The organism is Sphingobium sp. CCH11-B1, from assembly GCF_001556865.1.
Classification (GTDB): domain Bacteria; phylum Pseudomonadota; class Alphaproteobacteria; order Sphingomonadales; family Sphingomonadaceae; genus Sphingobium.
In genome coordinates this window covers 64,377-88,780 of the sequence record NZ_LSJY01000112.1, presented here as the reverse complement: position 1 = coordinate 88,780, position 24,404 = coordinate 64,377, and the positions used below count along the sequence as shown (strand labels likewise).

Below are 24,404 nucleotides of genomic sequence, written 5' to 3'. Positions count from 1 at the left end.
TTCGAGCGCAGGACTGGTTCGTGCCCCTGCGGGGGCCGGAGCCCCGGAGCGGCGTTATGCACGCCGCGCCGGAACGCCCGCATCCGCAGGAGCACGATGAAGGGGCCCCGAGCCAGCCCGGTGCCCCCTTGTTCATCAGAATTTATAGACCGCCGACGCCTGGAAGCTCCGCGGACGTTCCGGAAGTACGATCGTGCTGCCGAACAATTCGGTGAAGTTGGCGCGGAAATATTTCTCGTTGGTCGCATTCTTGACGACCAGGCGGAAGAGAAACGGTCCGGTCTCGAACGACGCGCCGAGATCGACGGTCGTATAGGCCGGGAGCTTCACCGCCTGGCTCTGGCCCGAATAGACCGAGTCGACATGGACCGCGCTGGCGGACAGGGCAAGGCCGAAATCGAACGCGTAGGTCGCGGTCGCGGAGAACATATTTTCGGGGATGCCCGCGCGCTTGGAATCGCTCTTGCTGTTGATGGGCACCAGGCCGATCGGCTGACCGCCCAGGTACAGATAGGGATTGGTGACGTTCACCAGATCCTCGATGCCGAAGAAGCTGAACAGCGTGCCGCTCTCGAGCGCGGTCAGGTTATAGACGTTGGTGTGGGTGTAGGCACCGGTGATAAGCAGGTGCCGGTCCACCGACCAGCGGAATTCCGCTTCCAGTCCTTTGGTTTCGACCGCCTGGTTTACTGTGATGGACTGGACGTTGAAATCGTTGCGCTTCTGCTTGTAGACCGAGACTGCGGCATAGAGCTTGTTGTCCAGCCAGCTGCCCTTGACGCCCGCCTCGTACAGCTTCGATGCTGAAATGAACGTGTTGGTAGCAGCGAGGTCGGGATAGATTTCCGCGCCCTGGCCGGCGATCACGACCGACTGTTTGGCGATCGTCGCATAGGGGATGAGGCCGAATGGCATCTTGTAGGAGGCGCTGCCCGAATAGGACCACGCGCCCTTGCTGCCGCTGCCATTGTTGATCGCGGGGATGGCGGCGGCTTCCATCTTCGACGTCAGGTTGGTGGCCTTGACGTCGAAATGATCGTAGCGAGCGCCGAGTGTCAAATCGAGGCCGAAGGCGAAATCGAGATCGGCCAGACCCGCAAAGGCGAGGTCCGAATAATGGCCAACGACGTTGCTGGTGTAATTGCAATCGCATTCGGTCGATAGCAGTCGATCCGATAGCGCGTTGTAGCCGACGGTCAGATCGACGCGGTGGAAATATTCATAGTTGAAGTCGTCGCCATGGGCGAATTTGGTGTAGCGCACCGAAGGCGAGAGCTGAAACGCGAATTTGCCCGCCTTGTTCTCGAATGTCTTGGACGCGACGATCTTGTCCTCGATCACCCAGCTGTCATGGAATTGCGAGAAGCCATAGGCGTTTTCGTTTAGGTTCTCGTAGCTGTCGTAGAACCACTGGTTCTTGAGTTCGAAACCGCTGTCTGACGTGTAGATCGCGTCGAAATAGAGCGCGGTGCCCCGGTTGTTGAGCTTGTCGTCCTTGCCCGTCAGCGTGTCGCGGCGGCTGAGCTTGGCCGTGCCGGTGTTGACGAGGTTGAGCGCATCGAAGGCGCCGGGCCCGAAGCACGCGTCGGTAAACCCGGTCGCGAACGGACTGAATGTGCTGTTCGGGCAGGCGAAATTGCCGAAGATCGAGAAGCCGCCGGGTACGACCGCGTTGATCTCGCCCTGCGACATCTGGCCATCGCCATTGGTGTCCACCGGCTTTGCCTGACCGGTCAGATAGGTGCCATTGTCGACCAGATCCTGGGTCAGGCGGTTCCAGCCGCCATTCTGCTGGCCCTTGTAATTCTGATACTGGCCGCCCCATTCAATCCGGACATGGTCGGACAGATCGGTATCGAACGAGGCCTGCAATATATATTGCTTGGTGCTCATGTTGCGATAATAGCTGCCGTCGTCCTCATATTGGCCGAACAGGCTGTAGCCGAATTCCTGCTCGCCGATCTTGAGCGGACCGGAAATCTCGCCCTTAGCGATATTCATGTCCCAGCTGCCGCGGGTGTAGCTGAGTTCGCCCGAAGCCTTGTCGCGCAGCTTGCCGTCGGCGACGCGCGCGGACTTGGGGACGAAGTTCATATAGCCGCCGGTCTTGGATGGACCATAGATGGGCGAGGCGGGGCCGCGCACGATGTCGATGCGGTCGGACGCCGCGATCGGGGTGGGATAGTTGCCCGGATTGTCGAGCCGGCGCATGCCCCGGAAATAGACTTCGCCGGGCGTTCCGCGAATGTCGAGCGCGCCGCCGACGCCGAAGAAGCTGTTGGTGAAGGTGCCGGGCGCCTGCGCGACCAGATCATAGATGTCGGTGATGCCGAAACGCTCGATCTGTTCCTTCGAAATGGTAGAGGCGGATCGTGGCGTTTCCACGATCGTCTTGTCGAAGCCGAAGATGGAGCCGACATTCTTGATCGGCAAGGCGTCAAGCGCGCCGGTGACGACGATCTCGTCTGTTGGCTCGTCTTCGGCTGCAGGGCTCTGCGCGAAGGCCGGCGCCGTTAGCGCCGTGCAGGCGAGAAGGCCGGCTGCTGCGAAGCAGAAGGGCGCCCTCCGTAGGGATTTTTGCGACGCGACATTGAGTTTGACGGCCGGCGAATGCGTGTTGATCATTATTATATACCCCCCTTTAGCCGGCGAGCGCTGCCTCGTGGCGATGCGCTCCGGCCCTTGTCCCTGATCTCCTCTCCTCTTTTCAAAATGCCGCGCATGGTTGGATGCTGCGGACTGTTGTGGTGACTGCTCTGCGCCAGCGACGACCCCGATGCCGTTTCGCATGATGCAGAAGATGCCACGAGACGAATTAGGGGCTTGACGGGATGCGAGCAAATGCCATGAACTCGACGCTGCGTTGCAAAAAATAGGTTGGGTGTGCCCGCTCTTTCCCGCTTCCTTCGCTATTTTCTCGCGGTCGGGCGGCTGGGCTCGATCCGGCGTGCGGCGGACGAGTTAAATGTCTCTGCCTCGGCGATCGACCGGCAGATATTGAACGTCGAAGCCAATCTTGGAATGCCGCTTTTCGAGCGCCTGCCGACCGGCCTTCGCCTGACCGCAGCGGGCGAGATCATGATGGCCGCGGGCAGCAAGTGGCAGAAGAATATGGCCGACGTCCGCGCGCAGATAGAGGATCTACGCGGCTTGAAGCGCGGTCATGTCGAGATCGCAGTCATCGACGCTTTGGCAAAGGGCTATATCCCCTCGGTTATCCGGTCGGTTCAGGGCAAATATCCCGGCATCAGCGTTGGCGTCAGAGTGATGGAAAATGATCTGGCCCGGCAGGCAACGGCTCGGGGTGAGGTGGATTTCGGCATTTTCTTCGATCCGCAAAGTTTTCGCGACCTGGCGGTGCGCGCCTTCGTTGACGTCGTGCTGGGTTTTGTGACGCCCTGCGGCCATCCCTTCGGCGCCAAGCGGGAAGCGCGCTTTTCCGCCTGCAGCGGGTCAAAACTGATCGTGCCGGCACGGCCACTCGCCGTATATGAGCAGGTTTCGGTGCTGGAAGGCACGACCGGCGTGATCATGGATAAAGCCGTGTCCTCCGACAATATCCAGATGATCACCTCGCTCGTGTCGCAAGGCGTCGGCATCGGCATTCTGACGTCGCTGGACGTCATTACCGAAGTCCGCAGGGGTCTGTTGACCTTCACGCGAATCTCCGACCCGATATTGCGGCCGATGACCCTTGGCCTGTGCACGGCTTCGGCCCGCACGCCGTCCTACGCCGCCACGATGATGCTGCAGGAAATCGAGAACGGCTTTGGCCAGCTCAGCTATCCCTTGTCGATCGAAGGGCCAGGCGATCTGTAAACTTTTGTCGCGTTCCGATTGCCCAAAGCCTGCCGACCCGATAGCGGCGAATTTCCAGAGCTAACGGATTCGCGTCATGAGCATAGAGGCCGCCCCTGAACTTCACTACATCACCGACGAAGCATTTCTGGCCGATGTCAGAAGCGTCGCGAGACAGATAGGCGAGAGCGACTGGAAGCCGGACTTCGTGATCGGCATCGGTCGCGGCGGCCTCGTCCCGGCGGTCTATATCTCCCACCACGCCGACCTGCCGATGCTGTCTATCGACCATAGTTCCAAGGTGCCGGGCTTTGCCGACGAACTGCTGGCGAAAGTCGCCGCCAAGAGCGCGGCGGGCGTGAAGCTGCTCTTCATCGACGATATCAACGACAGCGGCGGCACCATCGCCTATGTCCGCCGGCTGCTGGCGGACAATGATTGCGAGGGCGCGAACCTGCGGTTCGCCGTCCTTATCAACAACAGCCGGTCCCGCGCGAGTGTCGATTACTGGGCGCAAATGATCGACCGGGAGGAAGACAAACGCTGGTTCGTCTTCCCTTGGGAAGCGGTCGGGATGCGCACCACGATCATCGAGGAAGCGCTGTCCGTCCCCGAGCGTCTCGCCTGAGGGAGAAACCATTGCGTATCTGTGTCTATCTCGGTTCTTCGCCCGGCCGTTCGCCTGTCTATGCTCAAGCCGCCGAGCGGGTAGGGGCATTGCTCGCCGAACGTGGGATCGGCCTTGTCTATGGCGGGGGCACCGTCGGGTTGATGGGGATTATCGCGGATGCGGTGTGCACTGCGGGAGGTGAGGTGATCGGCGTCATTCCCGAAGCACTGCGCGCGCGCGAGCATGACCACCAGGGCATCACGCAGCTTCATGTCGTCAAGACCATGCATGAACGCAAGGCAATGATGGCGAAGTTCGCCGATGGGTTCATTTGCCTGCCCGGCGGCATCGGAACGTTCGAAGAGATGTTCGAGGCCTGGTGCTGGTCGCAGCTTGGCTATCATGAAAAGCCCGTCGGCCTGCTCAACGTCAACGGCTTCTACACGCCGATGGCACGTTTCATCGACCAGGTGGTCGAGGAAGGCTTCCTGCAGCCGCGCCATCGCGCGATGCTGCTGGTGGAGGATGAGCCGGACGTGCTGCTCGACCGGATGGCCCAATATCTGCCGCCCAAGACCGAGCATTGGCTGGGCGCGGACGACGTCTGACGCGCGTCAGTTCGCCTTGCGCCGTTCGGCCATCAGCCGCACCATCAGCGTTTCCAGAAGCTTGGTGTCGATCGCCTCGACCACGTCGGCGGGCTGCTCGCCAAGGTCGGGCCGATAGGCGCGGTGCCAGGACAGCATGTCGCCATAGCCTGCCCCGAACTGCGTATTATAGTCGATGAACAGCGTTTCGTGCCGGGTGATCAGGCCGGGGTCCAACCATATGCCGGCGGCAATTTCGTCCCATAGCGGAAAGCCGGGCTCCATCGCGCGGATATAGGCCGCAAGCTGGGGCGGCGCGGCCTTCGCCATGCGGTCAAGCAGCGCCTTCGTGCGCTGCGTATCAGTCGACGGATCGACCGGCACGATAGTGATCTTCCGCCAAGGGCTGCGCGAAACGATGCTGGCGGCTTCGGGATCGAAACGCATGTTGAATTCGCGGCGCGGTGTATTGACGAACTCCCGGGCGAATTGCGCCGCCGACACATTGTCCAGCGTCTGTCGGGGATTGAGGCTGCCGCCCATATAGACCAGCTCCTTCGCCAGCCCCGCAAAGGCCGGGTCCAGCCGCTGCGCCAGCGCCAGATTGGTGAGTGGCCCGCAGGCGATGATCGTGATCTCGCCCGGATAACGGCGGACCATGCGGATCAGGAAATTGGCTGCGATCTCGTCGGCCGGCCTGGTGGTCGGGTCGCCTTCGGGAAGATGCACGGGATCGGTGGGGCCGAAATAGGGCGGCGTGCTCTGCGCCGTTGTCTCGACCCATTGTTTCATCCACGCGCCCTTCCAGGTGAGCTTGCCGTAGAGCGATTCCCAGCGATCGGTCTGCTTTTCGGAATTGAGCAGCGGAAAGGTCGCGCCTTGCACGACCGGCACGTCGGTCCGGCCGGCAATCTCCAAGCCGCGCAATGCCATTGCGGTGGCGCGGTTGGCCCAGACATTGCCCGATACGGTGGTGATGCCCAAAACATCGACCTCGGGCGCCTGGAGCAGCATCAGGTGCATCAGCGCGAAGCCTTCATCGTCGATGATGACCTTGTGTCGTCCGTCCTGCGCCTGCGCGGCGTTGACCGACAGCAAGGCGAGAAGGATGATGGACAGCAGTCTCATGAACTCGCTGCCACATAGGCGTCGATGCGCTGGAGATGCGTCGACACCGCCTCGGGCGGCAGGAAAGAACCGGCAAAGCTGTTGCGCGCCAAGGTGACGAGCTGCGCGCGCGTCAATCCACGCGCCGCCGCGACAGCGCGGTAATTGTCCGCGACATAGCCGCCGAAATAGGCGGGGTCGTCCGAATTGATCGTGGCGTGGAGGCCTAGCTCCAGCATCCGATCGATCGGATGATCCTCAAGTCTGTCGATCACGCACAGCTTGAGATTGGAGAGCGGGCAGACCGTCAGCGTCATGCCCTCTTGCGCCAGTCGATCGGTCAGCGCGGCATCCTCAAGTGATCGGTTGCCATGGTCGATGCGGTCGACCTGAAGGATGTCGAGCGCTTGCATGACATAAGCGGGCGGCCCCTCTTCGCCGGCATGGGCGACGAGCTTCAGCCCCTTGTCCCGCGCGGCGGCGAAGACGCGCGCGAACTTCTCCGGCGGGTGGCCGATCTCCGACGAGTCCAGCCCCACCGCCGCTATCCGGTCCAGCCAGGGTTCTGCCTGTGCGAGCGTCTCGAACGCTTCGGCTTCGCTCAGATGGCGCAGGAAGCACAGGATGAGTCGGCTGGTAAGACCATATTTCGCTTCCGCGTCGGCGCAGGCGGACACAAGCCCCTCGACCACCGTGTCGAACGCGATGCCGCGCGCGGTATGAGTCTGCGGGTCGAACATGATCTCGGCATGGAGCACGCCGTCGGCCGCCGCCCGGTCGAAATAGGCGGCCGCCAGATCATGGAAATCCTGCCGTGTCCGCAGCACATCCGCCCCGGCATAGTAGATGTCGAGGAAATCCTGAAGGTTGGAAAAGGCGTAGGCCGCGCGCACATCCTCGACCGAGGCATAGGGGATGGCGATACCGTTGCGCCTGGCGAGCGCGAACATCAGCTCGGGCTCCAGGCTGCCTTCGATATGCAGGTGCAATTCCGCCTTGGGCAGACCAGCGATGAAATTGTCGATATCGGTCATGCCAGTCCTTCGCTATTCCTGTCCCAGGCGCATTCGCCCATGATGTAGGTGCGCCCAATCGCCCGATCGTCGCCCAATATCTGTAGCGCGAACAGCCTTTCGGCCAGCGACGCGCCGGTCGTCCGCCGCGCGAGCAGGGGCGTCGCGCGACTATCCAGTACCACGAAATCGGCCTCTTGGCCGGGCACGAGGCTGCCGACCCGGTCGTCGATATGCACAAGCGCCGCGCTTCCCGCCGTCGCCAGATACAGCCCGCGGAACGGATCGAGCGCGGTGCCGCGCGCCAGCGCCGCCTGATAGGCGAGACCGGCGGTGAAGAGCATTGAGAAGGAGGTGCCCGCGCCGATATCGGTGCCCAGGCCCAGCCGGATGCCATGCCTGTCCGCCAGCTCGAAATCTAAGAAGCCCGACCCCAGGAAGAGGTTGGAACTGGGGCATATGGCTATGCCCGCGCCTGCCTCTGCCATCCGCGCGCAGGACCGGTCGCACATATGGATGCCATGGGCGAAAACGGATCGGGCGCCTACCATGCCGAACCGGTCATAGGCGTCGAGATAATGGTAGGCGTCGGGAAAGCGATCGATCACCGCCGCACATTCGCGCAGATTTTCTGCTAGATGCGTGTGCAGCAATATATCGGGATGCGCGGCCAGCAGATCGCCCGCCAGCCTCAGTTGCGCGTCGCTGGAGGTCAGCGCGAAACGGGGCGTCACCGCGTAGGAGAGACGCCCCCGGCCGCGCCAGCGACGGATCAGCGCCTCGCTATCCTCGCGTGCGGCCTCGACCGTGTCGCGCAGCCCTTCCGGGCCAAGGTCCATCAGCACCTTGCCCGATGCGATCCGCATGTTGCGAGCGAGCGCCGCGTCAAACAGCGCATCGACCGAATGGGCATGGACCGTGGGAAAGACCAGCGCGCTGGTCGTGCCGTTGCGGAGCAGTTCGTTCAGGAACAGGTCCGCCACCTGGCTTGCATGGGCGCGATCGGCGAAGGCCTTTTCGGCCGGGAAGATATGCCTTTCGAGCCAGTCGAGCAGTTGTTCTCCATGGGCGGCGATGCGGTCCATCTGCGGATAATGGACATGCGCGTCGATGAAGCCAGGCACGATCAGGCCGGAAAGGGTTTCCACGGCTACGCCCGGATAGCGGTCAGCCAAATCAGCATAAGCGCCCCGCGCCACGATGATGCCGTCTTCCGCCACCAGCAGCCCGTCGGGTTCGTGCCGGACGGCGTCGGGGTGGTGGCGCGGATCGTGCGGGACCGACAGGATTTCGCCACGATAGGCCTTGAGCGTCATCGGCTCCTCATCTGAAGCAGCTGGGCAAGGGTGGCGACGGCGATGACGTCCGGTTCCTTTCCAATGATATGTGTTATGCCAATCGGACAGGTCAGCCGGGCGCGCGCTTCGGCGCCTATCCCATCCCGTTCCAGCCGGGCGTGGAAGCGCGCCCGTTTGGTCTCCGATCCGATCAGCCCGACAAAAGCGACGGGCGGCCCATCGAGCGCAGCCTTGGTCAGCCGATAATCCAGGGCGTGATCATGGGTCAGGATCAAGATCGCCGCGTCCTCGGGCGCTTCGGCGACACATTGCTCGATCGCGGCTTCCGGAACGATGGTAACGCCTTCGACCGTGTCGAACACCGGCCGCGTATCGAACCAGGCCAGGCGGAAGGGCAGGCCGGTGCAATGACGCGCTATCGCCTGGCCGACATGGCCCGCGCCGAACAGATAGAGAGGCCGTCGCCTCTGTCCGAAAATCTCGATCAGGCAGGTTCCTTCGCGCGGCCGATCGCCCCGCGCCGACAGGGGAGAAGGCGGCATGGCGTGGGTGCAATGCCGATCAATCCGGTTGGGCGTGAAGGTCGATACCAGCGCGCGCTCTTCACCCGCATCGGCGATCCAGTCGAGCCCACCCGGATCGACATGCTCGATGAGCAGCCTCACCCGCCCGCCGCAACATTGGCCGAGCATCGGCCCCAACGGATAATCCTGCACACGCCAGCAGCCCGGCGGCATCGCCAGGATTGCCCGCGCCTGCTCCGCCGCCCGATACTCCAGCTGCCCGCCGCCGATCGTGCCGAACAGGGCATCGGCCGTGACCAGCATCCGGGTGCCCGCGCCGCGCGGCGCGGAGCCTTCGCTGGCAAGAATGCTGACCAACGCGCTGGATTGCTTGCGGGCGACACGGTCCAGCCAGCCGAGCCACTCGATCATGGCGCACGATGCTCGCATACGGCGCGCAAGATGCGTTCGGGCGTCGCCGGCGCGCTGAGCGCGGGGAGGTCGCGCTTGTCCGGCGCGACCGAGGCGATGGCGCGCGTGAGGGCCGAGAAGACCGAAATCGCCAGCATGAAGGGCGGCTCTCCGACCGCCTTCGACCGATTGATGGTCGGCTGCACATTCTCCCCGTCCCAGAGGGAAATGGCCATCCGCAGCGGCCGATCCGACGCGGTCGGAATCTTGTAGGTCGCGGGCGAGTGGGTGAGCAGGCGGCCCTTGTCGTCAAAGACCAGTTCCTCCGTTGTCAGCCAGCCCTGTCCCTGAAGGAAACCGCCTTCGATCTGACCCAGATCGATGAGCGGATTGAGCGATTTGCCGACATCGTGGAGGATGTCCACGGCCAGCACCTTATGCTCGCCGGTGAGCGTGTCGATCGCGACCTCACTGACGGCCGCGCCATAGGCGAAATAGTAGAACGGCTGCCCCTTATGCGCCGCGCGGTCGTAGGCGATGTCGGGCGTCGCATAATAGCCGGTGGAGGCGAGCGAGATGCGGCCGATATGGGCCTTGCGGCAGAGCTGGCCGAAGGACAGCTTATCCTTGCCGGCGATGACGCCGTCGGGGGTGAAGTGCACCGTCTCTATCGGACAGCCGAAGGTTCGGGCCGCAAAGTCGGCCAATCGATCGCGAATGGTCATCGCGGCATGATAGGCGGCCATGCCGTTAAGGTCCGCGCCGGACGAGGCCGCCGTCGCGGAGGTGTTGGGCACCTTGTCCGTTCGGGTCGCGGTGATCCGCACTTGGTCAATGGGCACGGCGAACACGTCGGCCACAACCTGCGCGACCTTGATGTACAATCCCTGGCCCATTTCGGTGCCGCCATGGTTGATCTGGATGCTGCCGTCGGCATAAACCAGCACCAGCGCGCCGGCCTGGTTGAGATGGGTGGTGGTGAAGCTGATCCCGAACTTGACCGGGGTCAGCGCAATTCCCTTTTTGATGATCGGGCTTGCCGCGTTGAAGGCGGCAATGTCCTTGCTGCGCGCGTCGTAGCGCGAGTCCGCGCGCAGCCTTGCAATAATTTGCGGCGCGATATTGTCGGCGATGGTCATGTCATAGGGGGTGACATCGCGGCCGGGGCCGTAGAGATTGGCGGTCCGTACATCGAGCGGGTCCAGCCCTAGACGGGCCGCGATATCGTCCATGATCCGCTCGATCGCGATCATGCCCTGCGGCCCGCCGAAACCGCGAAAGGCGGTGTCGGACACGGTGTGGGTCTTCAGCCGTTCCGACACGATTTCGACAGCGGGCAGATAATAGCAATTGTCGGCATGGAACATCGCGCGATCATTGATCGCGGGCGACAGGTCCACGGTTGCCCCGCAACGCGACGCCAAACGCAGCTTTAGCGCCAGCACATGCCCTTGTGCGTCGAACCCGACATCATAGCCGATGGCAAACGCGTGGCGCTTGCCGGTCATCGCCATGTCGTCGTCCCGGTCGCAGCGGAACTTGGCGGGACGGCCGGTGCGATGCGCCACCAGCGCGGCGGCGGCGGCGAACAGGGCGGCCTGCGTCTCCTTGCCGCCGAACGCACCGCCCATACGGCGCACCTCCACTGTGACATCGGCCGAACTACGGTGGAGCATATGGGCGATTAGGTGCTGCACTTCGCTGGGATGCTGGGTGGAGCTGAGGATGTGCATCTGCCCGTCCTCGCCCGGCGTCGCGACCGCGACCTGTCCCTCGAGATAGAAGTGATCCTGCCCGCCAATGTCGAACCCGCCGGTGAGGCTAAACGGCGCGGCTGCCAGTGCGGCGTGGACGTCGCCCCGCGCCATGCGCTGCGTGGGTTCGATCAGCGATCCGGCCGCCTGCGCCGCCTCGATCGTCAGAAAAGCGGGCAGTGGTTCATAGTCGACCCGGCCGAGTCGCGCCGCCTTGCGCGCCGCTTGTCGGCTGGCGGCGGCGACCAGGAAGACCGCTTGGCCCACATGGAGTACCTCGCCCTCCGCCAGCAGCCGGTCGTCGCCCGCAACGGGGCTTACATCATTGGCGCCGGGGATATCGGCAGCGGTGAACACGGCGACCACGCCGGGCGCCGCGCGTACGGCGTCGAGGTCCATGGCGATGATGCGCGCATGGGCCTGGCTGCTTTGCCCGAAGGCGAGGTGGAGCATGTCGGCCGGTTCCGCCATGTCGTCAGCGTAGCGCGCCGTGCCGCTGACATGGAGCCGTGCGCTGTCATGCGGATGCGAGGGCTTGGTCAGCACCGGCCAGTCTGGATCGCGCTCAGCCATGGGCAGCCAGTCTGTCCAGCACCGAAACGGTGTCGCCCTGCGCGCCATGCCACAGGCGCAGCAGCAGGTTGGCGGCAGCCTCCAGCCTATATTCGGAGGATCCCCGAACGTCGGTGAGGGGGGTGTAGTCGGCGCGCAGCGCGTCGGCCGCCTTTTCCAGGGTCGCGCGGATGAAGGGCTGGCCCGTCAGCGCGGCTTCGCACGCGCTCGCCCGGTGCGGCGTGCCGGCCATCCCGCCAAAGGCGACGCGCGCGCGCGTTATCGTTCCGGCCTCGACCGAGAGGTTGAATGCGCCGCAGATCGCTGAAATATCGCTGTCGAACCGACGAGAAAGCTTGGATATATGCACCACCGCCTTCTCTGTGGGGCGGGGTATCCAGATGCTTTCGACGCATTCGCCCGGGCGGCGATCCTGCTTGCCATAACCGAGGAAATAGTCCTCCAGCGGCATCGTCCGGCGCCCCTCAAGGCTGCGCAATGTCAGTTCCGCGCCCATGGCTATAAGCGCCGGCGGGCCGTCGCCAATCGGGGACCCATTGGCGATATTGCCGCCGATCGTGCCGGCATTGCGTACCTGAAGTCCGCCAATCCGGCGCACCAGTTCGCCAAGATCCGGGTGTAGCCGGGCGAAGGCCGCATGCGCGTCGGCATAGCGTACGCCCGCTCCCAGCCGCAGACCCCTGGCGTCTTCCTCGATTTCCCGCAGTTCGGCGACGTCGCCCAGAAAGATGAGCGTGTCGAGGGTCCGTAGTCCCTTCGTCACCCACAACCCGACATCGGTCGCGCCGGCCACCATGCGTGCTTCGGGATGCTCCGAAAGTAGCGCGAGCAAGGCCTCCATGGTTCGGGGCGCGAACCATTGCCGGCCTTCATGGCTGCCCGAGACGGTCTCGCACGAACGCAGCTGCCTAAGGGCCAGCGCCACCGAGGTATCGTCTTGCGTCAGCGAGCCGGTTGCCTCCGCCGCCGCCAGGATCGGCCCATAGCCGGTGCAGCGGCAGAGATTGCCCGCGATCACATCTGCGATCGGCAGATCATGGCCCACCGCGCCGATGCAGCGGCCATGGAGCGACATGACGAAACCCGGCGTGCAGAAACCGCATTGCGAACTGCCATTGGCCGCCATGCAGCGTTGCAGCGGCGTAAGCGCGCCCTCGGCGCCCGCCAGGCTCTCGACAGTCATCAGCGCCCGACAATCCAGCATGGGCAGGAAAGTGATGCAGGCGTTGACCGAGCGCCATCGCACCCCTTCCCCCTCCAGTTCGCCGACCAGCACGGTGCAGGCGCCGCAGTCCCCTTCCGCGCATCCCTCTTTCGTGCCCGTGCGGCCCATGCGATACCGAAGATGGTCGAGCAACGTGGAGGTGGGATCGACATTGGCGATTTCCACGACCTCGCCATCGAGCAGGAAGCGCACGTCCATGTCAGCTCCCCCTGTAGGTGGAGTAGGCGAAGGGCGAGACGAGCAGCGGCACATGATAGTGCCCGTCCTCATCGGCGATGCCAAAGTCGATCGTCACGAGGTCGAGGAAGGGCGGATCGGGCAGATCGACGCCACGCGCGCGGAAATAGTCGGCAACCGAGAAACTGAGCGCATAGCGGCCGGGGCCGAGCGCGGGCAGGCCGGGACAGCGGCCGTCGGCATCGGTCACGCCGCTGAAAAGTAGCGCGCCGCCCCCGCCGAGCAGCCGCAGGGCGATGCCCGCCGCCGGACAGCCATGCGCGGTGTCGAGAACATGGGTGGACAGGCTGCTCATGCCGCCGCCTCCCTGCGCGGCCATTCGCCGACGAATTCGGCCTCGTCATAGGCGAGGAGGTCGGCGATCAGCGCGTCCCGGTCGTCGAGGAAGAGCTGGTCGGTGACCCCACGCACCAGACGCGGCAAGGCGGTCTGGAGTCCCGAAAGCGCCGAGGCGGAAAGGCCGAGGCTGATGAGCGCGGAGTAATTGAAGGCGAACAAACCGTGCAGAAGGGCTTCGCCTTCGGACGTGCGCGGCAGCAACTCGAAGCCGGGGCCGAGATACGGATGCGCGTCGATCAACGCGTTGGCGTCGCCCGCCGGCGTGAAGCGGTCGGCCCAGCGGGCGATATGCGGCGACAGGGCGGCAAGCTCGGGGCGCAGGCCGGGATCGCTGATGAGGCCGGTCGAAAGAACCACGAAATCGAAATCATGCGTCGCGTGCGGCGTCGTCACCCGCACCTTGCCATCGACATGCTCTACCCCCGTCCAGGGCGATCCCAGATGCAGGCCGAAACCCGGCCAGCGCGCCGCGCGCTCGAACGTGTCGTTGGTCGGCGGCTGGTTATGGCCGAGGAAGCTCGCCATCACCGCATATTTTTCCGCGTCCGACAGCGCCGGGTAGCGGCCGGTGAAGCCGACGCGCTCCATGAAGCGGATCGGGTTGATGCGCGGCAGCAGCTTGCGCCGGATGAAGACATGCGCTTGCGCCACGCCCAGCGTCAGCGCGGCATTGGCGTTGTCGAATGCCGACGCGCCGCCGCCCAATATGCCGACGCTCTTGCCGGCCAGCGCGGCATAGTCGACCGGCTCGCTGGTATGAGCGTAGAGATGCCGGGGCAGGGCGTTCTTGACCATGGCCGGCGTGTGCCATTCGCCGCCGCCCTGGATGCCGGTCGCCAGCACGACCTTGCGCGCGAGCAGCGGGGCCTCCCCTTCGACAAGCAGTCTGTGGAGGCCATCTCCGATCGGCTCGATCGCGGTGAGGCGCGTGTTGTTGCGGACGGGCAGGCCCAGTACGCGCCGATACCAGCGCAAATAGTCCATCCAGTCGCCGCGCGCGATCTTGTCCACGGCTTCCCAGCCGGCCGGGCCATGCTGCGCTTCCCACCAGGCACGGTAGGTGAGGGCCGGGATGCCGAAATCGATCGGGTTCAGATCCTTGGGCGTTCGCAGCGTGATCATCCGTGCATAGGTGTCCCAGGGGCCTTCGTAGCCCGCCGGGCCTTCGTCGATGACGAGGATATTGGACACGCGCTCGCGCATCAGGCCGAAGGCCGCGGCGAGGCCGCTCTGCCCGCCGCCGACGATGACCACGTCATGGACATGGCCCTCCGCATGGACGCGCGGCCGCGTCCAGTCCGCGCCGCCAAAGCCGATCAGCGAAAGCTGGCGGGCAAGCTCCGCTTCCAGCGCGGCTAGGCCGGTCATTCCTGCGCCTCCCTGTCCATCAGCCGGAGTCGCACGATCTCCCCGATCTGCGTGAGCGCAGTCGCGATTTCGGTGTCGCGATCGTTGGACAGGCGGTTTTCCATCGCCGCCAAAATCCCCGCCTTGTCGGTCAGCCGCACGCAGATGATGAAGGGAAAGCCGAAGCGGTCACGATAGGCGGCATTGAGGTCGTGGAAACGCGCAAACTCCTCCGGCGTGAGTCGATCCAGCCCGGCGGAGGCCTGTTCGGCCGCGGAGGCATCGGTCAGGGTCCGGTCGATTGCCGCCTTGCCCGCCAGTTCCGGGTGCGCGCGGATCAACGCCAACTGCTCGTCAGGGGTCGCCGCAGACAGGACCGCCATCAGATCGGCGTGGCGGTCACCGGACGAAGGCAGCGCATCGGCGCGCGCCTCGACCCAGGGACTATGTTCGAACAAAGCCGTCAATGCGTGTTCCCTTCCAGGGACACATGGGCGGACACCACTTTCCAACCGTCCGCGAACTTGACCCAGCTCTGGGTCTGGCGACCGCGCCGATCGCTATTCTCCCGAAAGAATTCGGCATCCGCCGTGGCGAAGGAATCGCCATAGACCGTGATCGCCACCCTGCCCAAGCGGCGCTGTGGCGATCCGCCGCGGCCTTTGCGAAATTCGCGTATCTCTTCGATGCCATAAAGCACTTCGCCCACGCCGTAGCGGTTGGTCGTGGGCGCGTCGTGGAACAGGGCGTCCATCGCTGGAATATCATCCTCCATCAGCGCGCGCTCATATTCTTGGAAAGCGGCCGTGATTTCCTTCAGCAGGATCGGATCGTCGATAGTCATAAAGGGTGGACCTCCATCCAGTGGCGGGCGATATCGATGCGGCGCGCGACCCAGGCGTCACCGCTGGTGATGACGTGGTCGAGGAAGCGGGCAAGGGCGCGGGCGCGGGCGGGGCGTCCAGCGATGCGACCATGCAGGCCGACCGACATCATTCGCCCGCCTTCCTCGCGCAACTGGTCGAACGTGTCGCGCAGATAGCGGAAAAACTGCTCGCCTTCGGTAAAGCCGTTATAGGCCACCATCTTCATGTCGTTGGCGTCGAGCGTGTAGGGGACGATCAACTGGCCCTGGCTGTAATAGGGCAGGTCATCGGCATAGCTGTCCGCGTCGTAGAGGAAGCCGCCCTCCTCACGCACCAGCCGCGCGGTGTTGGGTGATGTGCGCCCCTGATACCAACCCAGCGGGCGCGCGCCGGTCAGCTGCTTATGGAGGGCGATCGCCTGCGCGATATGCTCCCGCTCCACATCCTCTGGCACATATTGATAGTCGATCCACCGAAATCCATGGCTCGCGATCTCCCAATCGGCGCGCAGCATCGCCTCGACCGCTTCCGGGTTCATCGCCATCGCGCTCGCCACGCCGAAGACGGTTACCGGCAGTTCCCGGTCGGTGAACAGCCGGTGCAGCCGCCAGAAGCCGGCGCGGCTGCCATATTCGTAGAGGCTTTCCATCGCCATCGCCCGATCCGGGTGGCTGGCCGCGCCGACCATTTCGGACAGGAAGGCTTCCGACCGCGCGTCGCCGTTTAGAACCGAATTTTCCGCGCCTTCCTCATAATTGATCACGAATTGCACGGCGACCCGCGCGCCGCCGGGCCAGCGCGGATCGGGCGGACTGGCGCCAAAGCCGATGAGGTCGCGGCTCATCCCTCCCACGCCTCCATGGCGGCGTCCACTGCCGCGCCCGCCGGCAGACTGTGCCCCTCGCGGCGCAGGCAGGCTTCCAGCGCGCCGAGCGTGATCAGCGCTTTGTGCCGGGCGGCATTGTAGCCCATCGCGCCGATCCGCCAAATCTTGCCGGCGAGCGGACCGAACGCCGTGCCGATCTCGATCTCGAACGCCTCGCGCATCATCGTGCGGATGCGTTCCCCATCGACGTCGGCCGGGATATAAACCCCGGTCACATTGGTCATGCGATGGGCATCGTCGCCAAAGACGGTCAGCCCCATGGCGCGCAGCCCCGCCGTCACCGCGCGGCCGGCGCGCGCATGACGGGCACAGCGTGCCTCCAGACCTTCCCCCAGCATGATCCGGGCACATTCCCGCGCGGCGTAGAGCATCGACGTCGCCTCGGTATGGTGGTTGAGGCGCTTTTCGCTCCAATAGTCCATGATCATGGCGAGATCGAAATAGTTGGACCCGATGCGCGCCCCCGCGCCGTCCATCGTCCCTGCCGCCCTTATGCCGGCTTCGACGTGGCGGCGGTTGAAGATATGGTCTGCGGCGCGGTCCGAAATAGTGATCGGTGCCGAGCCGGAAGGGCCGCCGAGGCATTTCTGAAGCCCGCCCGTCACGATATCCGCGCCCCAGCGGTCGCTCGCCATTTCCATGCCGCCGATGGTGGCGGTCGCATCGACATAGAGCAGCGCGCCGGCGGCGTGGGCAAGTTCGCCCACGCCATCGAGCGGCTGCGCCATCGTGGTTGAGGTATCGCCGTGCACGGTCGCGACGATCTTCGGCCCCACCCGTTCGACTGCGGCGGCGATGGCGTCCAACGGCACCGTTTCGCCCCAGGGGGCATCCACGGTTACGACGATCGCGCCGATCCGCGCCAATATCTCCTGAAGCAGCAGCCCGAAGCGGCCGAAATTGACCACCAGCACGGTGTCGCCGGGGGTGACGAGACTGATGAGCGACGCCTCTATTGCCGCGCGCGCGGTGCCATCGATCAGCATGGTCCACCGATTGTCGGTGCCGAAGATCGGGCGATAGAGCGCCATGACCTGGTTCATATAACCGGTCATTTCGGGATCGAACTGACCAAGAAGGTCCGCGGACATGGCGCGCAGCACGCGGGGATGCGCGTTGACCGGCCCCGGCCCCATCAGCAGGCGCTGCGGCGGGTCGATGTCGCCGAAGAACGTCGGGTCAGGCAGCGGCAAAAGAACCTCCCAGTCGATCGATGAAGCCCAGCATCACCTGTAGCGCGATTTCGGCGTCAGCGGGATCGACATGTTCGGCAGGATTGTGGCTGACGCCGTCCCTGCACCGGATGAACAGCATGCCGGTCGGACAAAGCGCAGCCATGACCATCGCGTCATGCCCCGCTCCGGACACGAGGCGAAAGGGCGGCTGGCCGGCGTCGGCTATCGCCGCGTCCATCATGTCCATGAGTTCGGTCGCGCTGGGGCTGGCCGGCAGGTCGTGGATGAGATCGACCGAGAGCGTCAGCCCGCGCGCACGGGCGATGCCTTCAAGTGCGGCGAGGATCTGCCCGGCGGCGCGGTCGCGGCGGGCGGGATCGCCGGAGCGGATATCAATAGTGAAGCGCGCTTCGCCGGGGATGACATTGGACGCAGCCGGCAGCACCTCGATCCGGCCGACCGTGGCGACGAGATCGGAAGCGTCATTCTTCGCGATTCGTTCGATCGCCAGCAGCATCTCCGCGGCGCCCGCCAGCGCGTCGCGGCGCAGCGTCATAGTGGTGGTGCCGGCATGGTTGGCCTGGCCGGTGACGACCGCCTGGTAGCGCAACTGCGCAGCGATGCCTGTGACGGTGCCGACGGCCAGCCCCTCCGCCTCGAGAACCGGGCCTTGCTCGATATGCGCTTCGAGATAGGCGAGCGGTGCGGCTCGGCGCGCCTCCAGAAATCGCGTCATGCCAGCGAAGGCGGACATGGCAGGGGAAGAGAGATGCCAGCCTTCACTGGCATCACGATGGAGGGAAAGGGCATCTTCCAACGGCACCCCATCGCCGTCCACCACATCCAGCGCTTCTGCCTCCAGCACGCCCGCCACCGCGCGGCTGGTCAGCATGGCGGCGGGAAAGCGCGATCCTTCTTCGTCACCGAAGGCGATGACCTCGACCGGGAATGGCATCCGCTTTCCCGCCCGGTGCAGTGCATCCACCGCTTCCACGCCAAGCATGATGCCGAGCGGCCCGTCATAGCGCCCCCCATCCTTCACGCTGTCCAGATGGCTGCCGATCAGCAGCGGCGGCGCATCGGCGATCAGCCCCTCATACCGTCCGATGAGATTGGCGGCCGGATCGACCCGGACGCTCATGCCTGCTTCCTCCATCCAGCCGGCCAGCGCGCCTTGCGCTGCCGCATAGGCCGGGGTCAGATAGGCCCGGAACAGCCCGCCCTCCATGTCGCTATAGGGCGCGACGCCCAGCGCGTCACAGCGCGCCACTGCCCGTACGCCACCACTCACCATGCCGCCACCGCGCCGTCGCTGCGCGGATCCGTTGCACCGTCCAGCCTTCCATCGGAATGCCGCACGATCGCGCCGGCATGACCCATGGTCGCGGTCAGCGGCCCGACGCGCTCGACATCATGACCCGCGATGGCGAGATCAGAATAGAGCCGCTCATCGAAACCATCTTCCAGTTTCAGCGTGGTGCTCTCCTCGCCCCAGGTACGGCCAAGCAGCCAGCGGGGCGCGCTGATCGCCTGTTGCAGGTCGACCGCGAAGCGGGCGTAGCGAGTGAAGAGCGCCGCCTGCGTCTGCGGCTGCCCTTCGCCACCCATAGTGCCATAGGCCATGACGCGGCCGTCGTCGAACCTGGCAAGCGCGGGGTTGAGGGTGTGGAAGGGCTTGCGACCGGGCTTGAGCGCGTTCCAGCCGCCCGGCGCGAGGCGAAAGCTGGAGCCTCTGTTCTGCCAGGTGATGCCGGTCCGCGGCAGCACGACGCCCGAGCCGAACTCGAAATAGGTCGACTGGATGCAGCTGACGACGCGCCCCTCGCCGTCCGCCGCCGCGAACCAGCAGGTGTCGCCCCATTGCGGCGGCGGCGGCCATGACAAGGCGTGGGCCGGATCGATCTTCGCGGCCAGACTGTCGAGCGCGCCCGGATCGTCCAGCAGCCCCTGATAGTCATAATCGTGGAAGGCGGGGTCACCGACATGGGCGTCGCGCAGCAGGAAAGCCTGCTTGGTCGCCTCGATCAGGCCATGCACATGATCGAAGCCGTCGGCGCTCCCGGCCTTCAGCCGATCGAACAGGGCGAGGATCAGGAGCGAGGCGAAGCCCTGCGTCGGCGGCGCGCTGTTATAAAGGGTCGCGCCGCTGATCCGGGTTTTAAGCGGCGTCGCGAGGAAGGCGTCATGTGCAGCAAGATCGGCAGCGGAGACCGGGCTGCCCAGCGCTTCCAGATCGGCGACAATGTCGGCGGCCAGAGCGCCGGTGTAGAAACCCGCCAGGCCATCGGCCGCCAGCCGTTCCAGGGTGTCAGCTAGGGCAGGCTGTTTCAGTATGTCGCCTTCAATCAAAGGCCGGCCTCCCGGCTCAAAGATCGCGCGATACGCCCCCGGCTGCGCGCGCAGTTCCCCGCCCTTGGCTGCTGCGATGCCGGCGCCGCCCTTCGTCACAGCTATGCCCGCCCTGGCATGGGCGATGGCGTCGCGTAGCAGGCGGTCGAGCGGCATCGTCCCGCCGCTGCCCACCAGTGCCGCCTCCCAGCCGGATATGGTTCCTGCAACCGTATTGGCCGCCAGCGGGCCGCGCGTCGGCACAGCGTTCATCCCCGCGTAGAGCGACAGATCGGCCTTCATCGCTGCGCCGCCGCAGCCATGGATGCCGCGCACGCGGCCGTCCGGCTCGGCGATGAGCCAGAAGCCGTCGCCGCCTATCCCGGTCATATGCGGGTAGACGACAGCCAGCGTCGCCGCGATCGCGACACAGGCTTCCACCGCGTTACCGCCGTCGCGCAGCACCTCGCGCCCGGCCTCTGCGGCAAGATAATGAGGCGCGGTCGTCATGCCGTGCCGGCCGGAAACGGTTTGCATCGCCATCAGTCCGGCAAGGCCGCGATATAGGCGCGCACGACATGCGCGCTGTTCACCGACGCCAGATGCTCGAATGTATCCTCCATATTCTTGGTGGCATCGCCGCCGGCTAGGTCGGAGAGGCTGCGGAAGAAGATGGCCGGCACGCGATTGGCATAGGCGACCTGGGCAACCGCCGCGCTTTCCATGTCCAGTAGGCGCGCGCCCCAAGCCCGGTGCAGATATTGGCGAAAGGCCGCGTTGTCGGCGAAGATGCCGGCCGATACGCCGGTGCCGCCGACGACGATCTTCGGCGATTTCGGCAGGCAGAGCGCGGAACCGGGCAATGCTTCGGGATGAGGCGGAACGCAGCGCTCCAACTGGACCTGCGGCGCGATTTTCCGGGCCAGATCCAGCAACGATGGATCGACGGGCAAGCGGAAGACGCGCTTTGCCGGCGTTGCCTCGTTGCCGACGCTGGTGCCGCGCGGAAAGATGAAGTTCCAGTTGGCGGGCGCGTCCGGCCCGGCATTTTCGGGCGGGACATAGCCGGTTCTGGTGCGCCGGGCGAAGCTCGCCTCCAGATATTGCCCCCAGTTGTCCGCCACGATCACGTCACCGATCGACAGCGCCGGATCGACACCGCCGGCGATGCCCGAAAAGACGATGCGCTTCACGGCGAAACGGTCGATGACGATCTGGCTGTTCATCGCCGCGTTCACCATCGACACGCCGCTCATCATCAGGATGACGGGCTTGCCCGACATCGTGCCGGTCAGCAGCGTCATGCCGTTGATCCTGTGCTCTTGCGGCTGCTCTACATGGGCGACCAGCGCATTCCATTCCGGCCGGTAGGCGGTCATCACCACCGTGCGGGGCGTCTCGTCCAGCTTCTGCGCGAAAGCGGGTGCGGCGAAGAAGGACAGAAAGGCAAGAGCCAGAAAGCGGATCATGCGGCGGACATCCAGACGAAGCGGACGACGAACAGCCCGGCGAGGAGGAACAGGAACCAGTCGGTCCGCGTCGCGCGGCCGCGGATCAGCTTCAGCGCCGCATGGGCGGTGATGCCGAAGGCCAAGCCGTTCGCGATGGAGAAGGTGAGCGGGATCATCGCCACGGTGAGGAAGGCGGGGATCGCCGCCATCGGGTCTTCCCATTCGATCTCCGTCAGCGGCAGCAGCATCAGCCCGCCGACGATGATCAGGGCCGGCGCGGTCGCCGCCAGCGGAACGATCTGCGCGTAAGGGGCGACGAACATCGTCGCCAGAAACAAGATGCCGGTTACCACGGCGGTGAGGCCCGTGCGTCCGCCGGCCTGCACGCCCGCTGCGCTCTCGACATAGGAGGTGACCGTGCTGGTGCCCGCAATCGACCCCACCATGGTCGCGACCGCATCGGTCATCAGGATGCGGTTGAGGCCGGGGATGCGGCCCGCCGCGTCGATCAGCCCCGCGCGTTTGGTGACGGCGACCAGCGTGCCGATATTGTCGAACAGGTCGACGAACAGGAAGACGAACAGGATTTCGATGAGGCCGATGCCGTGCGACCCGGTCAGGCCGAACACGCCGGGCAGGTCGAGCTTGAACGCCGTGCCGGTCAGCGCGGATAGGTCATAGGGTTCGGGGTTGACCGTCACCTGCCCCGTCAGCCAGCCGATAATGGTCGTGCCGACGATCCCGAATAGCATTGCGCCGCGCACATTCCAGACGCTGAGCGCGCCGATTACCGCCAAGCCAAGCAAGGCCAGAGCGGCGCCCGGCGCCTTGAGGTTGCCCAGCGCCACGAAGGTCGCGGGATTGGCGGCGATGATGCCGGCATTTTTGAGGCCGATGAAACCGATGAACAGGCCAATACCCCCCGCTACCGCCGCGAACAGATAGGGCGGGATCACCGCCACGATCATCTGCCGCACCCCGGTCAGCGTCAGGATGAGGAAGGCCACGCCCGAAATGAACACGCAGCCCAGCGCCACGGGCCAGGGCACCCCCATCTGACCAACGACAGTGAAGGCGAAATAGGCGTTGAGCCCCATCCCCGGCGCCAGCGCCAGCGGCGTGTTTGCGACCATGCCCATCAAAATGGAAGCGAAGGCGGCTGCAAAGCAGGTCGCCGCCGCGACCGAGGCGACCGGCATCCCCGCCGCGCTCAGGATCGATGGGTTGACCAGAACGATATAGGCCATGGTGAGGAAGGTGGTGATGCCTGCCAATATCTCGGTACGGGCGGTCGTGCCGCGCTCCGTCAGGGCGAAATAGCGGTCCAGACGGCTGGCCGCCGGCGGCGATGTCGCCGCCGCGTCCAACGAAACGGCATCGGTCATATTGGATCCCCCTGAAACAAGCCCGTCGGCAATGTTACGCCGATCTGCCCCTCTTCTTCCAGCATTGCGGCGAGGCGGAATAAAGTGGCTTCCTCGCCCGCCTTGCCGATTAACTGGATGCCGATCGGCAACTGGCCGGGCCGGTTGAGCGGCACGCACAGGGAGGGGAGGCCGGTGAAGCTGATCGGCTGACTGTGGATGCCCAGGTCCGCGCGGGCCGGAGACCAGGCTCCGTCGATGAGGATGCGGGGATCGGCGATCAACGGCGCGACACAGGGCGTTGCCGGCGCCAGCAGGACGTCATGATCAGCGATCAGCGCACTTATCCGTTGGCGATAGTGCTTCTTGAAGTCCTGTGCGGCCTCGTAGAGTTCAGGCGGCAGCAGGGCACCGGCGATCAGGCGGTCGCGGGTCGCGGGATCGAACGCCATCGGATCGCGGGCCAGCGCAGCGCGGTGCAACGCCCCGCCCTCCGCCGCGGTGATCAGAAACGCCGCAGACCGTGCCGCGCCGATATCGGGCAATTCGATCAGCGGTGCGCCGGGCGCGATCTTGTCGATCGCCTCGATCTGGTCGGGATCGGCATTCTCGCGAAACCGCCCACCCAGCCGCGCGATGCGGAGCGCCTGGGTATTGGAGGAGGGCTGCTTGCCCGTCAGCGCGCGCCACACGCATTGCATGTCCTGGACTGACAAAGTGAAAGGTCCGACATCGTCGAAACTGCGGGCGAAGGGGAAGACGCCGCCCATGGGCAGCCCGCCATGGGTCGGTTTCAGGCCGTAGGTGCCGGTGAGGCTGGCGGGAACCCGCACCGATCCGTTGGTGTCGGAACCAAGCGAGAAGGGCAGCAAGCCGGCGGCAACGATGGCCGCCGATCCGCCGGACGATCCGCCCGCCAGCCGTTCCCGGTCATGGGGATTGCGGGTCGTGCCATGGTGTGCGTTGATCGTCGCGAAACCATAGGCGAACTCGTCCATGTTGAGCGTCGCGACCAGCACCGCCCCGGCCGCCCGCAGCATCGTGATCGCTTCGGCATCGGCGGTCGCGGGCGGCGTGCCGGCGTAGAGGCTGGAGCCTGCCGTCGTGGGCAGCCCCTCCACATCGAACAGATCCTTGACACCATAGGGCACGCCGGCGAGTGGTCCCGGATCGCCGCCCCTGGCCACGATCGCGTCCACTGCCTCCGCCTCCTTGCGTGCCCGCTCGGCGAGGAGGCGGGTGACGGCGACCAGCCTTCCCCCTTCCCGGTCCAGCCCGGACAGGCACTGTTCCAGCACAGCGACGGCCGTTACTGCGCCGGATCGGACCGCATCGGCAATGGCGGTGACGGAGGTCATTCGCATTCCGCGCCCCTTTCCGTCAACAGCGTACGGGCGTGCCGGTCAAGCAGCGCCAGATTGGCGAGTACGCCCGGCATGCAGGCTGCAAGGATCGGCAGATCGAGCGTCGCCGCCGCCGCGAAGACATCTTCGTCGGTCAGCGGAATGGCGGGCGGGGGCGTTTCGGCCATG

General features: G+C 65.1%; 22 protein-coding genes. 3 read left to right on the top strand and 19 right to left on the bottom strand.

Annotated features, from left to right (window positions below; translation table 11 throughout):
* Positions 1 to 135: 135 nt before the first annotated feature.
* On the bottom strand, positions 136 to 2,625 hold the full coding sequence (locus AX724_RS12085) for a TonB-dependent siderophore receptor (RefSeq protein ID WP_066766688.1): 2,490 nt from the start codon (positions 2,623 to 2,625) through the stop codon (positions 136 to 138).
* 258 nt (positions 2,626 to 2,883) lie between these two features.
* Between AX724_RS12085 and AX724_RS12080 the strand changes: the two genes are divergently transcribed.
* From AX724_RS12080 to AX724_RS12070, 3 genes are all read left to right on the top strand, one after another.
* Positions 2,884 to 3,819 carry a LysR family transcriptional regulator gene (locus tag AX724_RS12080; protein ID WP_066766717.1) on the top strand — a complete coding sequence of 312 codons (936 nt, stop codon included), beginning with the start codon at positions 2,884 to 2,886 and terminating at the stop codon, positions 3,817 to 3,819.
* Between the two features lie 76 nt (positions 3,820 to 3,895).
* A complete protein-coding gene (locus AX724_RS12075; protein WP_066766685.1) occupies positions 3,896 to 4,426 on the top strand; it encodes a phosphoribosyltransferase in 531 nt (176 codons plus the stop codon).
* A gap of 11 nt (positions 4,427 to 4,437) precedes the next feature.
* Entirely contained in the window at positions 4,438 to 5,016 is a 579-nt protein-coding gene (locus AX724_RS12070) for a TIGR00730 family Rossman fold protein (RefSeq protein ID WP_066766682.1), read from the top strand.
* Positions 5,017 to 5,022: 6 nt separating this feature from the next.
* On the opposite strand, the gene AX724_RS12065 is transcribed toward AX724_RS12070, so the two are convergent.
* The 18 genes from AX724_RS12065 to AX724_RS23380 are packed head-to-tail and all read right to left on the bottom strand — an operon-like array spanning position 5,023 to position 24,403.
* Positions 5,023 to 6,123, bottom strand: a complete 1,101-nt coding sequence (locus AX724_RS12065) for a nucleoside hydrolase (protein ID WP_066766680.1) — start codon at positions 6,121 to 6,123, stop codon at positions 5,023 to 5,025.
* Entirely contained in the window at positions 6,120 to 7,136 is a 1,017-nt protein-coding gene (locus AX724_RS12060) for an adenosine deaminase (protein WP_066766678.1), read from the bottom strand. The genes AX724_RS12065 and AX724_RS12060 overlap by 4 nt, the downstream gene beginning before the upstream one ends.
* Positions 7,133 to 8,431 (bottom strand): guanine deaminase, encoded by a 1,299-nt coding sequence (guaD, locus tag AX724_RS12055; protein ID WP_066766676.1) that lies wholly within the window; start codon positions 8,429 to 8,431, stop codon positions 7,133 to 7,135. Before guaD ends, AX724_RS12060 begins: the two co-directional genes overlap by 4 nt.
* A complete protein-coding gene (gene xdhC, locus AX724_RS12050; protein WP_066766675.1) occupies positions 8,428 to 9,348 on the bottom strand; it encodes a xanthine dehydrogenase accessory protein XdhC in 921 nt (306 codons plus the stop codon). The genes guaD and xdhC overlap by 4 nt, the downstream gene beginning before the upstream one ends.
* Entirely contained in the window at positions 9,345 to 11,654 is a 2,310-nt protein-coding gene (xdhB, locus tag AX724_RS12045; RefSeq protein ID WP_066766674.1) for a xanthine dehydrogenase molybdopterin binding subunit, read from the bottom strand. The genes xdhC and xdhB overlap by 4 nt, the downstream gene beginning before the upstream one ends.
* Positions 11,647 to 13,077: a xanthine dehydrogenase small subunit gene (xdhA, locus tag AX724_RS12040; protein ID WP_066766665.1), complete on the bottom strand. Its 1,431-nt coding sequence runs from the start codon at positions 13,075 to 13,077 to the stop codon at positions 11,647 to 11,649. Before xdhA ends, xdhB begins: the two co-directional genes overlap by 8 nt.
* A gap of 1 nt (position 13,078) precedes the next feature.
* Complete coding sequence (gene uraH, locus AX724_RS12035) at positions 13,079 to 13,411, bottom strand: hydroxyisourate hydrolase (protein ID WP_066766711.1); 333 nt, start codon at positions 13,409 to 13,411, stop codon at positions 13,079 to 13,081.
* Positions 13,408 to 14,823 carry an FAD/NAD(P)-binding protein gene (locus AX724_RS12030; RefSeq protein WP_066766663.1) on the bottom strand — a complete coding sequence of 472 codons (1,416 nt, stop codon included), beginning with the start codon at positions 14,821 to 14,823 and terminating at the stop codon, positions 13,408 to 13,410. Before AX724_RS12030 ends, uraH begins: the two co-directional genes overlap by 4 nt.
* The gene (uraD, locus tag AX724_RS12025; RefSeq protein WP_066766661.1) at positions 14,820 to 15,269 is read right to left on the bottom strand and encodes a 2-oxo-4-hydroxy-4-carboxy-5-ureidoimidazoline decarboxylase; all 450 of its coding nucleotides are present in this window, start codon (positions 15,267 to 15,269) and stop codon (positions 14,820 to 14,822) included. The genes AX724_RS12030 and uraD overlap by 4 nt, the downstream gene beginning before the upstream one ends.
* Complete coding sequence (gene hpxZ / locus AX724_RS12020; protein ID WP_066766660.1) at positions 15,266 to 15,646, bottom strand: oxalurate catabolism protein HpxZ; 381 nt, start codon at positions 15,644 to 15,646, stop codon at positions 15,266 to 15,268. Before hpxZ ends, uraD begins: the two co-directional genes overlap by 4 nt.
* Positions 15,643 to 16,512 carry an allantoinase PuuE gene (gene puuE, locus AX724_RS12015; protein WP_066766659.1) on the bottom strand — a complete coding sequence of 290 codons (870 nt, stop codon included), beginning with the start codon at positions 16,510 to 16,512 and terminating at the stop codon, positions 15,643 to 15,645. The genes hpxZ and puuE overlap by 4 nt, the downstream gene beginning before the upstream one ends.
* Positions 16,509 to 17,690 carry a pyridoxal-phosphate-dependent aminotransferase family protein gene (locus tag AX724_RS12010; RefSeq protein WP_082733512.1) on the bottom strand — a complete coding sequence of 394 codons (1,182 nt, stop codon included), beginning with the start codon at positions 17,688 to 17,690 and terminating at the stop codon, positions 16,509 to 16,511. The genes puuE and AX724_RS12010 overlap by 4 nt, the downstream gene beginning before the upstream one ends.
* Before the next feature lie 43 nt (positions 17,691 to 17,733).
* A complete protein-coding gene (locus AX724_RS12005; protein ID WP_066766653.1) occupies positions 17,734 to 19,023 on the bottom strand; it encodes an allantoate amidohydrolase in 1,290 nt (429 codons plus the stop codon).
* A complete protein-coding gene (locus AX724_RS12000) occupies positions 19,017 to 20,600 on the bottom strand; it encodes a gamma-glutamyltransferase family protein (RefSeq protein WP_066766650.1) in 1,584 nt (527 codons plus the stop codon). Before AX724_RS12000 ends, AX724_RS12005 begins: the two co-directional genes overlap by 7 nt.
* Positions 20,600 to 21,526 carry a 5'-methylthioadenosine/S-adenosylhomocysteine nucleosidase gene (locus AX724_RS11995; RefSeq protein WP_066766645.1) on the bottom strand — a complete coding sequence of 309 codons (927 nt, stop codon included), beginning with the start codon at positions 21,524 to 21,526 and terminating at the stop codon, positions 20,600 to 20,602. Before AX724_RS11995 ends, AX724_RS12000 begins: the two co-directional genes overlap by 1 nt.
* On the bottom strand, positions 21,523 to 22,893 hold the full coding sequence (locus tag AX724_RS11990; RefSeq protein ID WP_066766642.1) for an NCS2 family permease: 1,371 nt from the start codon (positions 22,891 to 22,893) through the stop codon (positions 21,523 to 21,525). The genes AX724_RS11995 and AX724_RS11990 overlap by 4 nt, the downstream gene beginning before the upstream one ends.
* Positions 22,890 to 24,230, bottom strand: a complete 1,341-nt coding sequence (locus tag AX724_RS11985; protein ID WP_066766640.1) for an AtzE family amidohydrolase — start codon at positions 24,228 to 24,230, stop codon at positions 22,890 to 22,892. The genes AX724_RS11990 and AX724_RS11985 overlap by 4 nt, the downstream gene beginning before the upstream one ends.
* Positions 24,227 to 24,403: an AtzG-like protein gene (locus AX724_RS23380; protein ID WP_156448070.1), complete on the bottom strand. Its 177-nt coding sequence runs from the start codon at positions 24,401 to 24,403 to the stop codon at positions 24,227 to 24,229. The genes AX724_RS11985 and AX724_RS23380 overlap by 4 nt, the downstream gene beginning before the upstream one ends.
* Position 24,404 lies beyond the last annotated feature (1 nt).

Coding starts and splice junctions, on each gene's coding strand:
- AX724_RS12085 (WP_066766688.1), bottom strand. CDS start 2,625: ATGATCAACACGCATTCGCCGGCCGTCAAACTCAATGTCGCGTCGCAA.
- AX724_RS12075 (WP_066766685.1), top strand. CDS start 3,896: ATGAGCATAGAGGCCGCCCCTGAACTTCACTACATCACCGACGAAGCA.
- AX724_RS12065 (WP_066766680.1), bottom strand. CDS start 6,123: ATGAGACTGCTGTCCATCATCCTTCTCGCCTTGCTGTCGGTCAACGCC.
- AX724_RS12060 (WP_066766678.1), bottom strand. CDS start 7,136: ATGACCGATATCGACAATTTCATCGCTGGTCTGCCCAAGGCGGAATTG.
- guaD (WP_066766676.1), bottom strand. CDS start 8,431: ATGACGCTCAAGGCCTATCGTGGCGAAATCCTGTCGGTCCCGCACGAT.
- xdhC (WP_066766675.1), bottom strand. CDS start 9,348: ATGATCGAGTGGCTCGGCTGGCTGGACCGTGTCGCCCGCAAGCAATCC.
- xdhB (WP_066766674.1), bottom strand. CDS start 11,654: ATGGCTGAGCGCGATCCAGACTGGCCGGTGCTGACCAAGCCCTCGCAT.
- xdhA (WP_066766665.1), bottom strand. CDS start 13,077: ATGGACGTGCGCTTCCTGCTCGATGGCGAGGTCGTGGAAATCGCCAAT.
- uraH (WP_066766711.1), bottom strand. CDS start 13,411: ATGAGCAGCCTGTCCACCCATGTTCTCGACACCGCGCATGGCTGTCCG.
- AX724_RS12030 (WP_066766663.1), bottom strand. CDS start 14,823: ATGACCGGCCTAGCCGCGCTGGAAGCGGAGCTTGCCCGCCAGCTTTCG.
- hpxZ (WP_066766660.1), bottom strand. CDS start 15,646: ATGACTATCGACGATCCGATCCTGCTGAAGGAAATCACGGCCGCTTTC.
- puuE (WP_066766659.1), bottom strand. CDS start 16,512: ATGAGCCGCGACCTCATCGGCTTTGGCGCCAGTCCGCCCGATCCGCGC.
- AX724_RS12010 (WP_082733512.1), bottom strand. CDS start 17,690: ATGGGGCCGGGGCCGGTCAACGCGCATCCCCGCGTGCTGCGCGCCATG.
- AX724_RS12005 (WP_066766653.1), bottom strand. CDS start 19,023: ATGGTGAGTGGTGGCGTACGGGCAGTGGCGCGCTGTGACGCGCTGGGC.
- AX724_RS12000 (WP_066766650.1), bottom strand. CDS start 20,600: ATGGCGATGCAAACCGTTTCCGGCCGGCACGGCATGACGACCGCGCCT.
- AX724_RS11995 (WP_066766645.1), bottom strand. CDS start 21,526: ATGATCCGCTTTCTGGCTCTTGCCTTTCTGTCCTTCTTCGCCGCACCC.
- AX724_RS11990 (WP_066766642.1), bottom strand. CDS start 22,893: ATGACCGATGCCGTTTCGTTGGACGCGGCGGCGACATCGCCGCCGGCG.
- AX724_RS11985 (WP_066766640.1), bottom strand. CDS start 24,230: ATGACCTCCGTCACCGCCATTGCCGATGCGGTCCGATCCGGCGCAGTA.
- AX724_RS23380 (WP_156448070.1), bottom strand. CDS start 24,403: ATGGCCGAAACGCCCCCGCCCGCCATTCCGCTGACCGACGAAGATGTC.